14 protein-coding genes are annotated in these 10,866 nt (G+C 70.2%); 11 read left to right on the plus strand and 3 right to left on the minus strand.

Features of this window, described 5'->3' with window-relative positions; genetic code table 11:
- Positions 1–215: 215 nt before the first annotated feature.
- Complete coding sequence (locus tag PLP61_RS05235; RefSeq protein WP_324501061.1) at positions 216–470, minus strand: hypothetical protein; 255 nt, start codon at positions 468–470, stop codon at positions 216–218.
- A gap of 125 nt (positions 471–595) precedes the next feature.
- Between PLP61_RS05235 and PLP61_RS05240 the strand changes: the two genes are divergently transcribed.
- The 3 genes from PLP61_RS05240 (at position 596) to PLP61_RS05250 (ending at position 2,164) form a co-directional block, all read left to right on the plus strand.
- The gene (locus tag PLP61_RS05240; protein WP_324501063.1) at positions 596–760 is read left to right on the plus strand and encodes a hypothetical protein; all 165 of its coding nucleotides are present in this window, start codon (positions 596–598) and stop codon (positions 758–760) included.
- A gap of 17 nt (positions 761–777) precedes the next feature.
- Entirely contained in the window at positions 778–1,482 is a 705-nt protein-coding gene (locus tag PLP61_RS05245) for an alanyl-tRNA editing protein (protein ID WP_324501065.1), read from the plus strand.
- A gap of 259 nt (positions 1,483–1,741) precedes the next feature.
- A complete protein-coding gene (locus tag PLP61_RS05250; protein WP_324501066.1) occupies positions 1,742–2,164 on the plus strand; it encodes a VOC family protein in 423 nt (140 codons plus the stop codon).
- Between the two features lie 122 nt (positions 2,165–2,286).
- On the opposite strand, the gene PLP61_RS05255 is transcribed toward PLP61_RS05250, so the two are convergent.
- Positions 2,287–2,490: a hypothetical protein gene (locus PLP61_RS05255; protein WP_324501068.1), complete on the minus strand. Its 204-nt coding sequence runs from the start codon at positions 2,488–2,490 to the stop codon at positions 2,287–2,289.
- A gap of 409 nt (positions 2,491–2,899) precedes the next feature.
- Here PLP61_RS05255 and PLP61_RS05260 point away from each other — a divergent pair, with 409 nt between their 5' ends.
- Complete coding sequence (locus PLP61_RS05260; protein WP_324501070.1) at positions 2,900–3,307, plus strand: nuclear transport factor 2 family protein; 408 nt, start codon at positions 2,900–2,902, stop codon at positions 3,305–3,307.
- A gap of 20 nt (positions 3,308–3,327) precedes the next feature.
- Here the strand turns inward: PLP61_RS05260 and PLP61_RS05265 are convergent, their stop codons facing one another.
- Positions 3,328–3,639: a hypothetical protein gene (locus PLP61_RS05265; protein WP_324501072.1), complete on the minus strand. Its 312-nt coding sequence runs from the start codon at positions 3,637–3,639 to the stop codon at positions 3,328–3,330.
- A 133-nt stretch (positions 3,640–3,772) separates the two neighbouring features.
- On the opposite strand from PLP61_RS05265, the gene PLP61_RS05270 reads away from it, so the two are divergent.
- From PLP61_RS05270 to PLP61_RS05300, 7 genes are all read left to right on the plus strand, one after another.
- The gene (locus PLP61_RS05270) at positions 3,773–6,703 is read left to right on the plus strand and encodes an ATP-binding protein (protein ID WP_324501074.1); all 2,931 of its coding nucleotides are present in this window, start codon (positions 3,773–3,775) and stop codon (positions 6,701–6,703) included.
- A gap of 94 nt (positions 6,704–6,797) precedes the next feature.
- Positions 6,798–7,595, plus strand: coding sequence for an ABC transporter ATP-binding protein (locus PLP61_RS05275; protein WP_324501076.1), 798 nt, complete (start codon positions 6,798–6,800; stop codon positions 7,593–7,595).
- Entirely contained in the window at positions 7,592–8,353 is a 762-nt protein-coding gene (locus tag PLP61_RS05280) for an ABC transporter permease (protein ID WP_324501078.1), read from the plus strand. Before PLP61_RS05275 ends, PLP61_RS05280 begins: the two co-directional genes overlap by 4 nt.
- A gap of 15 nt (positions 8,354–8,368) precedes the next feature.
- Entirely contained in the window at positions 8,369–9,163 is a 795-nt protein-coding gene (locus PLP61_RS05285; protein ID WP_324501080.1) for a MerR family transcriptional regulator, read from the plus strand.
- A gap of 123 nt (positions 9,164–9,286) precedes the next feature.
- Entirely contained in the window at positions 9,287–9,916 is a 630-nt protein-coding gene (locus PLP61_RS05290; protein ID WP_324501082.1) for a hypothetical protein, read from the plus strand.
- A gap of 120 nt (positions 9,917–10,036) precedes the next feature.
- Positions 10,037–10,339, plus strand: a complete 303-nt coding sequence (locus tag PLP61_RS05295) for an HNH endonuclease (RefSeq protein ID WP_324501102.1) — start codon at positions 10,037–10,039, stop codon at positions 10,337–10,339.
- Positions 10,340–10,558: 219 nt separating this feature from the next.
- A partial coding sequence (locus PLP61_RS05300; RefSeq protein ID WP_324501084.1) for an ATP-binding cassette domain-containing protein occupies positions 10,559–10,866 on the plus strand: 308 nt, incomplete at its 3' end.

The following is a 10,866-nucleotide window of genomic DNA, read 5'->3' on the forward strand; positions in this document are numbered from 1 at the left end:
TGGTCGGGGCCGGTGGGCCTGCTGGCCGTGGCGGGGCCCGACGTGAACGCCAGGGTGATCGCTGCGGCCAGGCCGGCCGCGGTGAGTACCGGCCTGCGATGTGCTGTGCGGAGTCTCATGGTGATTCCTTTCTCCAGTTGGTTTCTTCTCGGATCGGGCGACCCCGGGCCGTCGGAGCGGGCCGAGGAGGTGTCGAGTTGTGGCGGCCGGTGGGGTCAGTGCCGTGGCGTGAGCGGGCAGGTGGGCTCGGGGGCGTCCAGCGACTCGTTCCAGGTCGACCGCCAGGTGAAGCACGGCCGCTCGTGGGTCGGCGTGACCTGGGTGAGCGTCGGGCTCGGGTGGTGGGCCGTGAGGCCGACCGGGTCGAGGATCGGCACGGCGCCCTGGCTGGGGGAAACGGTCAGGACACCGAGGGCGGTGGCCGCCAGGATCGCACCGGAGGCGGCTGTGCGGCGGGTGGTGAGCTTCATGGTGGTGCCCTTCTGGGTTGATCGGCCTTGGTGGCCAGATCTGGGGGGTGGTGCTCACGTCCACCGTCAGGCGCGTCGGTGGGTGGTTGACGGGGGCTGACAGAAGTTGACAGCCGGGATTCCTCGTGGACACCGGCGGCACGGTCGGTCTGCGCCAAGCCGTGTTCGTCGGCGCTGAGGCCGGCGGGGGCAAGACCCGATTCGTGGCCGAAGCCGCGCTCGCGCTCCACGAGAACGGCGCAGCCGTGCTGGCGGGCGCAATGGCCCTCGCCTTGCTCAGTCCTCACTGAGACGCTTGGGTGAACTCATGACCTACCCGCTCTACTGGCGCGACCAGTCGGTGATGGACTGGACCGCCACCGTGCTCGCGTCGGCACCGGAGGCCATCGTTCTGGATGAGTCCGCCTTCTTCCCCGGTGGCGGGGGCCAGCCGGCGGACGTGGGCCAGCTCGAGTGGGCGGGGGTGTTCACCCGGATCGAGGGTGTCTCCGCCGCGGGTCTGGTGCCCGCCGAGGGCGACCCGCTCCCCGCGATCGGAACCGTCGTCCATGCTCGCCTGGACGACGTCCGTCGGCGTCAGCTGATGCGCACGCACTCGGGTCTGCACGTGGTGTGCGGGGTGGTGTACCGCGACTTCGGGGCGCTCGTGACGGGCTCGAACATGGAGCCGCTGCTCGGACGCATGGACTTCAACCTCACTGACGTGCCCTCGGGCTTCAAGGCCGACCTGGAGCGCGCGGTCAACGAGGAGATCACCCGGGACCGGGCGATCCTCGCCCGTGTGGTGACTCGGGAGGACGCGATGGTCGACCCGGACGTCATGCGAACCGCGCAGCACCTGATCCCGCCCGAGGTCGAGGAGATCCGGATCATCGACGTCGACGGTCTGGACAGGCAGGCCGACGCGGGAACCCACGTCGCCTCCACGCGGCAGATCGGCGAGGTGCGGATCGCGAAGGTGGAGAACAAGGGCCGAGGCTTTCGACGGGTGCGGATCAGCCTCCCGGCGTGACGCAGCAGGTCGATGGCGTTGACTGTCGTTTCCGGCCGTCAGCGCGGGGTGCTCGACAGTCGCTGGCCGGTTCCGCCGGTGCTCACGTGAGTGCCACGGGCTCCAGGGTCCAGGCGACCTGGTTTGTCTCCCGGCCCGAGGAGACGGCGGCCGCTGCCCACGGATGTCCAGAGCCTGGCACTGATGACCGTCGTGCCCGCAACTCCCTGCAGAGCGACTCGTGCCCTCGGCCGTGACGCGGGGGGAGACGCGGAGCAAGATGAGCGCCATGACGTCCTTCATCTCGACCACCACCGTGGACTGCAGGAACCCCTACGAGCTTTCCGAGTGGTGGAAGCAGGTCCTCGGGTACGTCGACCTCGAGGACGACCCGAACGAGCCTGGACACGAGGAGTGCCTCATCGTCTCTCCGGAGAGCGGCAACCGGCTGCTCTTCATCGAGGTGCCGGACGAGAAGCGTGGTAAGAACCGCCTCCACTTCGACATCCAGCCGCACGCCGGCACCCGCGACGAGGAGGTTGAGCGGGTCATCGCGCTCGGCGCGACGGAGATCGCCGACCACCGCGATCACTACGGCCCGGGGATCGGCTGGGTCGTCCTTCAGGATCCGGAGGGCAACGAGTTCTGCATTCTTCGCAGCGCCGAGGAGCGGGCAGCGGCCCCGATGCAGCCACCGCCCTGAGCGGTGGATGCCCCGCAGGGGGAGTGGCCGCCCGTCCACGGCGGCTCGCCGGCGCCGTCCGGGTAAGCGGTCAGGTGGACTCGGCTGACACCGGCGTCAGCCGTCATCAACCAGGCGCCGGATCACCGGTCGCCGCCACTCCGACGACGGTCTGCATCGAAACCCGCGCCGAGCGCCACTCCGATCCCAGCACCGATGGCCAGCCCCAAGGCGATGCCCTCGGCTCCCCAGCCCACCAGCCCGATGATCAGTCCAATTCCGGCGCCCAGCGAGACGCCGACTCCGGTCCACAGGTACTTGGGCCTGACCCCGTCATGAGCAGCCATGATGAGTCCCTTCGGATCTGCCACCAGAGTACGACTTCGGCTCGCGCTCCCCGGCGGCGGCGAGGCGGCACCCGCCGACGACGGGCCACTCCTCCCGAACCGAGCTTGCCTGTCATTCTCAGCAGCCATATGTCCGAGACGGGGGATTCGGGAACATGATCCTCCTTTCCCCGGGAGGTGATCCGGATGTGGGAGGTGTGGCTCATCCTTGTCGGGCTGACTGCGTTCTTCGTGTGGGCCGGTCTGAAGATGCGTGGTCGGGACAGCTCCAGAGGCCCGGAGAGCCGAGGCGATTTTCAACGACGCGTCGGTGGGCACGGCGTCGGCAACGGTTGACACCCGGAATGAGCCGGTCCGCATCCGCCGCCGCTTCTGATCCGGGGGACACGGACGTGGAAGGATCACGCGCATGCCTGGCACCCAGATGCTGAAGGATCTCGTGGCAGCGTTCAACGCTCATGATCTCGACCTGGTGATGACCTTCTTCGACGATGACTGCGTTCTCGAGACGCCGCGCGGCGTCGAGCCGTGGGGCACTCGCTTCCAGGGCCGAGATGCCGTCCGTGAGGGCCTTGCGCAACGGTTCCGGGGCTTGCCTGACGTGCACTACGCCGACGACGAGCACTGGCTGTGTGGTGACCATGCCGTCTCGACGTGGCGCCTGACCGGGACGAGCACCGCGGGCGATCGCGTCACGCTGAACGGGTGTGATCTCTTCGATCTTTCGCCGGAGGGGCGCGTCCGTCGCAAGGACTCGTACTGGAAGATCGTGGAGGAGCCACCCCTCGTCACACCCCGCCTCGCTGGCCAGATGTGAGGAGGCGGCGGCCGGTGGGGTCAGTGCCGTGGCGTGAGCGGGCAGGTGGGCTCGGGGCCGTCCAGCGCGTCGTTCCAGTTGGACCGCCAGGTGAAGCACGGCCGTTCGTGGGTCGGCGTGACCTGGGTGGACGCCGTGCTCGGGTGGTGGGCCGTGAGGCCGACCGGGTCGAGGATGGGTACGGCGCCTTGGCTGGGGGGAACGGTCAGGACACCGAGCGCGGTGGCGGCCAGGATCGCAGCGGTGGCGGCGGTGCGGCGGGTGGTGAGGTTCATGTGCTGCCTTTCTGGGTTGATCGGCCTTGGTGGCCAGATCTGGGAGGTGGTGCTCACGTCCACCGTCAGACGCGTCGGCGGGTGGTTGACGGGGGCTGACAGAAGTTGACAGCCGGGATTCCTCGTGGACACCGGCGGCGCGGTGGGCGCATGCTGAGCCGGACGCGTCACACCTGCCCGGGGAGGTCACGTGGGCGCTCTGCCACGACCCGACATCCCGCCGGGACCCCAGCGGGAGCTGAACGACGCGCTTCACGACCTGCACCACCGGGTGGGCTGGCCCAGTCTGCGGGTCCTGGCCCGTGCGGCCGGCTGCAGTCACACGACCGTCTCGGCGGTCTTCTCCTCACCCCGGCTGCCGTCGTGGGGTGTGGTGGAGGTGCTGGTCGAGGCCATGGACGGGGACGTGGGTCACTTCCATGCGCTCTGGCTCGCGGCGAGCGCACCGCTGAGCGCGGCGAGCGGCTCTCAGCCCCGGATCGCTGGTCGCCGTGATGAGCTCGCCGTGGTTCGGCGGCACCTGGAGTCGGGCAGTGGTCTGTTGCTGGTCGCGGGCGAGGCCGGGATGGGCAAGACCCGGCTGGTCAGCACCGCGGTGACCATGGACACCGAGAGCGTGTTCGTGGCCTCCGGCACATGCCTGCCGCTGTCGACGGAGGTTCCGTTCCTGCCGGTCTCTGATGTGTTGCATGCGGTCCACGCGGTCGACGGGGGCCGGTGGGTCGAGGAGGCGCTGGCTGGGTGTGCCGGGTTCGTGCCAGGCTCGCTACGGCACCTGTTGCCCGAGCTCGAGGTCCGCGGCCCTGTGGCTGGGCTTCGCGATGAGGGGGCACGGCACCGGATGTTCGTCGCGGTCGAGGCGGCGCTGACGGCCCTCGCCGATCTGCGTCCACTCGCGGTGCTGGTCGAGGACCTGCACTGGGCCGACTCGGCCACGCTGGACCTGCTCGAGCACCTGGTGGCGCGGGGCACCAGGATCCCGGTGCTGGGGACGTGGCGCCTGGAGGATCCGGCCATCCCCGCAGCTGTGCTCGACTGGCTCACCCGGGTACGGCGGCTGGGCAACGTCGACGTGCTTGAGCTGCCTGCGTTGACCCTTGAGGAGACCCGCGAGCAGCTCGCCCTGCTCTGGTCCGAACCGGTCGACCCGGACGTAGTTGATCGTGTCCACGGTCGTTCGCGGGGTCAGCCGCTGTTCATCGAGCAGCTGGCCGCCCAGCCTCAGGGCTCGGGCGAGATGCCACGACTTCTCGGCGACCTGCTCGACCGACGCCTCGAGGGACTGAGCGACCAGACCTGGGTGGTCGCGCGGGCACTCGGTGTCGGCGACCGGCCGCTGACCGACGGCCAGCTCTGCCAGGTCACCGGGCTGGACCCCGAGGACCTGACCCGGGGGCTGCGTGCCCTCGAGACACGGCGGCTGCTGGCCGATCCCACCGGGCCGCGCGAGGCCCAGCTGCGCCACCCCCTGCTGGCCGAGGCCGTGCGCCGCCACCTGGTCGCCGGCGAGGCCGCCGACCAGCACCGCCGACTCGCTCAGGCCCTCGCCGCGGGGCAGGACCCGGCACCGGCAGAGGTCGCCACCCACTGGCAGGCCGCCGGGGAACCCGTGCACGAGCTGGACTGGCGGATCCGGGCCGCGCGAGCGGCGGAGGGCCGTTTCGCCATGGCGCACGCGGCGGAGCAGTGGCTCCGCGTCCTGGAGCTGTGGCCGCCCGGCGCGGCGTCCGCCGGGTCGCCGCCAGTGAGCCGCTGGACCGCCCTCGCCGCCGCCGATGACGCCCTGGGCGAGTCGGACCAGATCCTCGAGCGCGGGGTGGGCCTCCTCGAGGCAGCCCTGGAGTGGGCGCCGGACCTGCCGCCTGGGGACGCCGCACACCTCTATGCCAGGGTCGGCGGGAACAGGAGCTTCCACGGGGACCCCACGGGGCTGACGCTGCTCGACCAGTCGATCGCCTTCTACGAGCAGCTACCCCCGTCGCGCGGATACCTGCAGGCGCTCTGGGAGCGCGCCGGGGCCATGAGCCGCTTGGGCAGGACCGAGGAGGCCGCTGCCGATCTCGCGACCGGCGTCCAGGTCAGTGAGGCGATCGACGACCAGGTCCTGGCACGGAGACTGCGCGTCGAGCAGGCATTGATCGACTACGGACGCGGCGACCGGCTTGCTGCGCTGGCCCGGATGGCCGCCCTGGCCGCGGTCGACCTGCCGAGCGGCCCTGACCCGCTGGGGGACATCTTTGCCGCCGCCAACTACACCGACCTGTTGCTGATGGAGGGCGCCGACCCCGATCAGGTCGAAGCAGCGGCGCGCCGAGGACTGGAGGCCGCGGAAACCTGGGGGATCGTCTCGTGGCATGAATCGATCCTGCGCTTCAACGTGGCAGAAGCCGCCTGGCGCGCCGGGCAGGTGGCTCGCGCGGCTGCCCTGATCGACCCCCAGACGCAGGCGCCGGTGTCACTCGACCGCTGGTGCCTCCACCTGGCCCGGGCGGTTCTCGACGCGCTCCGCGGGGACTCAGGCGCAGCGGACCAGCTCTCGGACCTTGACCGACTGCCCGCCACCGGCCAAAGATGGCTTCTCCCCTACGCCGCCCGCGTGGAGCTGTGGTGCCGCCAGCCGCAACGTGCCCTGGACCGGCTCCTCGCCCATCTGGACGGCCTGATCTCGGCCGGACTCCCGCGCCCCGATGCCGGAACCTTCACCCTCACCGCACGGGCGGCCGCCGACGTCCTCGCCGACACCGACAGCGCCGCCCGCCAGCGCCGACGGGACGAGCTCATCGGCAGGCTGGACCAGGTGCGGTCGGCAGCAGACGGCCTTCCCATCGACTGCGACACCACCGCGGACGTGTCGAGCTCCGCCGCGTCGTACGCCGCAGAGACAGCCCGTCTCGCGGACCGCCAGACCGTCGAGATGTGGGTGACCGCAGCCACCGGGTGGGACCAGATCAACCGCCCCCACGACGCGGCCTACAGCCGCTGGCGCGCCGCCCAGGTCGCGCTCGCCACCGGCCGCGCCACCATCGCCACTACCCTGCTGCGAGAGGCAGCCCGCCAGGCCCGAGAGCACGTTCCCCTGCTGGAAGACATCGCCGCCACCCGAGACCAAGAACACCGGTGACCGGACGGATCAGCGATCGGCCGCCGATGCGCGCAGCAGGCCACGCGGATGTGGGCTTGACGTTGACGCAGCGTCAGGGTTGCACGATGCGGGAATGAAGGAGAGCGCACCCGCGATCGAGATCCGGGGACTGGTCAAGTCCTTCGGTGACAACCGAGTCCTCACCGGCCTCGACCTGACCGTGACCGAGGGCAGCATCTTCGCCCTGCTGGGCTCGAACGGGGCCGGCAAGACCACGGTCGTGAAGATCCTGTCGACCTTGCTCAAGGCCGACGGCGGCACCGCCACGGTCAACGGCTTCGACGTCGTCACGCAGGCGGCGAAGGTGCGCGAGTCGATCAGTCTCACCGGACAGTTCGCGGCCGTCGACGAGATCCTCAGCGGGAGGGAGAACCTCGTCCTGGTCGCTCGGCTGCGGCACCTGGGGAGCCCCGGCATGATCGCGGACGAGCTGCTCGCGCGCTTCTCCCTGACCGACGCCGGGGGGCGGAGGGTGGCGACCTACTCCGGTGGGATGCGCCGCCGGCTCGATATCGCCATGAGTCTGATCGGCAGCCCGCGGGTGATCTTCCTCGACGAGCCGACGACCGGTCTCGACCCCGAGGCCCGCCTCGAGGTCTGGCGAGCCGTGAAGGCGCTGGCTGACAGCGGCACGACCGTGCTGCTCACCACCCAGCAGCTCGAGGAGGCCGAGCACCTCGCCGACCGGATCGCCATCCTGCACGAGCACCGGATCATCGTGAACGGGACGCTGGCCGAGCTCAAGCAGCTGCTCCCGCCGGCCGAGGTCGAGTACGTCGTGAAGCAGCCGACCCTCGAGGACGTCTTCCTCGCGGTCGTCGGCAGGACACAGCAGCCGCCACCGGTACGGACGGGTGAGGAGCCACGATGACCACGCACTGCATCGGCGACACCACCGTCCTGCTCGGACGGTCCCTGCGGCACATCAGCCGAAGCCCGGACACCATCGTCACGACCGCGATCATGCCGATCGCCTTCATGCTGCTGTTCGTCTACGTGCTCGGTGGCGCCATCCAGACCGGCACCGACTCGTATCCGACCTACCTGCTGCCCGGCATCCTGGTCATCACCGTCGCCTCGGGCATCTCCTACACCGCCTACCGGATCTTCCTGGACGTGCAGAGCGGCATCTTCGAGCGGTTCCAGTCCATGCCGATCCCACGATCCTCGGTGCTGTGGGCACACGTGCTGACCTCGCTGGTCGCCAACCTGATCTCGCTGGTGGTCGTCGTGCTCGTCGCCCTGGCCATGGGGTTCCGCTCCAGCGTCGGCGTGCTGGCGTGGCTCGCGGTCGCCGCCGTCCTGGTCCTGTTCACCCTGGCGTTGACGTGGCTCGCCGTCATCCCGGGTCTGACCGCCAAGACCATCGACGGCGCGAGCGCGTTCGCCTACCCACTCATCCTGCTGCCGTTCATCAGCTCGGCCTTCGTGCCCACCGACACCATGCCGGGTCCGGTGCGTGCGTTCGCCGAGCACCAGCCGGTCACCTCCATCGTCAACACGATCCGGGAGCTGTTGGCCGGGCAGCCGGTCGGCGCCGACATCTGGCTCGCCCTCGTCTGGTGTGCCGGCGTCCTGGCCGTCGCCTACGCGCTGGCCATGGGCGCCTACCACCGCAAGTTCGCCTGAGGCAGGCTGGGACCCATGCTCACGATCAGCCAGCTCGCGTCGTACGCCGGCGTCACCGTGCGGGCCGTGCGGCACTACCACGCGACAGGACTGCTGCCGGAGCCGGGACGGGACGCCTCCGGCTACCGCCGGTATGACGCGGCAGCAGTCGTGGAGCTGATCCGGATCCGCACCCTGGCCGAGGCAGGCGTGCCCCTCTCGCGGGTCAAGGAGCTGCTGACCGCGGGGGAGTCGGAGTTCGCCTGCGCCGTCGCAGACATCGACCGGCGTCTGCGCGCGGAGATCCAGGAGCTGCACCGGCACCGGAAGCGGATCGCCCAGCTGGCAGCCGGCGACAGCCTCGCGCTGCCGCCGGAGGCGGTCGCCTACCTCGGCCGCCTCCGTGAGCTCGGGATACCGGAACGGATGATCGAAGGGGAGCGGGACGCCTGGATCCTGGTGGCAGCGCAGCTCCCAGGGCGCATGGAGATGTACATCCGGAACAAGCGCGACCAGCTCGAGGACCCTTCAGTGGTCAGCATCTACCGGGAGCTCGACGACGTCATCGACTGGGCACCGGGTGACCCCCGGCTGCCGGCTGTCGCGGACCGACTCGTCGCGCAGCTCGAGGCGATCGACCAGGCCGAGTGGGAGGCCTTCGCCGAGAACGGATTCTCCGACGACCTCGCGGACCTGCTCGACTCGATGTTCCTCGACCAGGTGCCGGTCGCCCACGAGCTGATGCGGCTCATCCAGGAGCGGGGCTGGACCGGATGGACGAACCTCAAGCGCCTGGAAACGCCTCACCGGCGCTCCGCAACCGGCGGCTGATCACGGCCGCCTTTCGGCTGTTCCTGCGAAGCCCGGACAGGGCACCGGCGCGACGGCAGACTGTGCCTGGATCGTGACGGTTGCGTCGCCGCGCCGTGCTGCCCACGCCTGAAGGAGCCAGCCATGACCAGAAGCCAGAAGCGTCCCACCGGCGCGATCCTCCTCGCGGTCGTCGCGTTCGTCGTCGCCACCACCGGGTCGGCAACCGCGGCGGCCCTGATCACGAGCAGTCAGATCAAGGACGGCACCATCCAGCTGCGGGACCTGAACGCGAAGACCAGGGCGGCCTGGTACACGAAGCAGCAGAGCGACACGCGCTACTACACCAAGACGCAGGTGCGTGAGCGGTCTCGCTTCCTGCAGAGCACACGAGCGGAACCAGCGACGGTCACGGACACGAGCACGCTGGTCGTGACCGCCGGCGGCTCGGCGCCGTACAGCGGCAACTACACGGGCCCGATCCAGGTGCCGGCGGCCACGGCCCCGGACTACGTGTACTGGGCCTTCGACGTCCATGCCGTCGTCCAGCTCGACGTCACCGGTTCCACCACCTGCCGGATCAACCGGGTGGCCGACGGTGTCTCGACGCCGGGAACGGCGGTGACGACCACCGCCAGTGGACCGCTGCAGCTCAGCGACTCGTTCTTCACGTTCGCACCCGGGACGTTCTGGTTCGACGTCACCTGCAGCGGCAACGCGACCGTGCCGACCAACGGTGCGCGCATCGCAGTCATCGCCGGTTCCATCACCTGACCATCTGAAGCCGGGGTAGGCGCGTGGGGCCGACGATCCCCTCCACGGCAGCCCTACCCTGACGTGGTGACAGCGAGCAGAAGTCGCAGGGCTCGGGCGAACAAGCGGCGTCAGCGGCGCATGGACGCTGTCGCTCACGATCTGACCGCAGCCCAGTGGAGGACGCTGGAAGTGGCGTGGGGAGGGTGCGCGTACTGCGGTGCCACCGGCGAGCCGCTTCAACGCGACTGCGTGCTGCCGATATCCCGCGGTGGGCGCTACACGCTCGACAACGTGGTGCCTGCCTGTCGGTCGTGCAACGCGAGCAAGTGCAACGCCGAGGTCACCGGCTGGCTGCGGCGCAAGGGTCTGGACGAGCGAGCATTCCTGACGCGCCACGTCGAGATCCTCACCGGCCTGGAGTCTCGATTCCTGACGACGTGATCTCCCACCAGGGCGGTGTACGTCGCGTGCTCGCGGTGGGAGACTGGACTGGGCCGGGCAGTCGGTCCGGCCCCTCGGAGTGGGCCACGGATACCGAAGTCTGCTCGAGTCGGCTCCCGACAGGCGGTGCCGGAAGCGGGCCGGTCGGACTCGCGCGGTGGCGCGGATGCGGGTGCTGGCCAGGAGGCTGTCATGGTGCCGGCGATCCGTTTCTCAGGCTTGACCAAGTCGTTCGGCGACACGGTGGCCCTCCGTCCGCTGGATCTCGAGGTGGCCGCGGGCGAGGTGATGGGCTACCTCGGGCCGAACGGCGCCGGGAAGACGACGACGATCAGGTGTCTGCTCGGGCTGGCCAGGCCTGACGGCGGGCGTGCGGAGATCTTCGGGGTCGACGCGCAGGCCCATCCTGCGCGAGCACACGCTCGGCTGGCCTACGTGCCGGGTGAGGCCGCCTTGTGGCCCGGGCTGACGGGTGCGGAGGCGCTGCACCTGCTCTGCCGGATCCAGGGGGGCCGCATCCAGGGGGG

The organism is Nocardioides sp. (assembly GCF_035429765.1).
GTDB lineage: Bacteria > Actinomycetota > Actinomycetes > Propionibacteriales > Nocardioidaceae > Nocardioides.

Coding starts and splice junctions, on each gene's coding strand:
- PLP61_RS05285 (WP_324501080.1), top strand. CDS start 8,369: ATGCTCACGATCAGCCAGCTCGCGTCGTACGCCGGCGTCACCGTGCGG.
- PLP61_RS05245 (WP_324501065.1), top strand. CDS start 778: ATGACCTACCCGCTCTACTGGCGCGACCAGTCGGTGATGGACTGGACC.
- PLP61_RS05260 (WP_324501070.1), top strand. CDS start 2,900: ATGCCTGGCACCCAGATGCTGAAGGATCTCGTGGCAGCGTTCAACGCT.
- PLP61_RS05290 (WP_324501082.1), top strand. CDS start 9,287: ATGACCAGAAGCCAGAAGCGTCCCACCGGCGCGATCCTCCTCGCGGTC.
- PLP61_RS05235 (WP_324501061.1), bottom strand. CDS start 470: ATGAAGCTCACCACCCGCCGCACAGCCGCCTCCGGTGCGATCCTGGCG.
- PLP61_RS05250 (WP_324501066.1), top strand. CDS start 1,742: ATGAGCGCCATGACGTCCTTCATCTCGACCACCACCGTGGACTGCAGG.
- PLP61_RS05275 (WP_324501076.1), top strand. CDS start 6,798: ATGAAGGAGAGCGCACCCGCGATCGAGATCCGGGGACTGGTCAAGTCC.
- PLP61_RS05295 (WP_324501102.1), top strand. CDS start 10,037: ATGGACGCTGTCGCTCACGATCTGACCGCAGCCCAGTGGAGGACGCTG.
- PLP61_RS05255 (WP_324501068.1), bottom strand. CDS start 2,490: ATGGCTGCTCATGACGGGGTCAGGCCCAAGTACCTGTGGACCGGAGTC.
- PLP61_RS05280 (WP_324501078.1), top strand. CDS start 7,592: ATGACCACGCACTGCATCGGCGACACCACCGTCCTGCTCGGACGGTCC.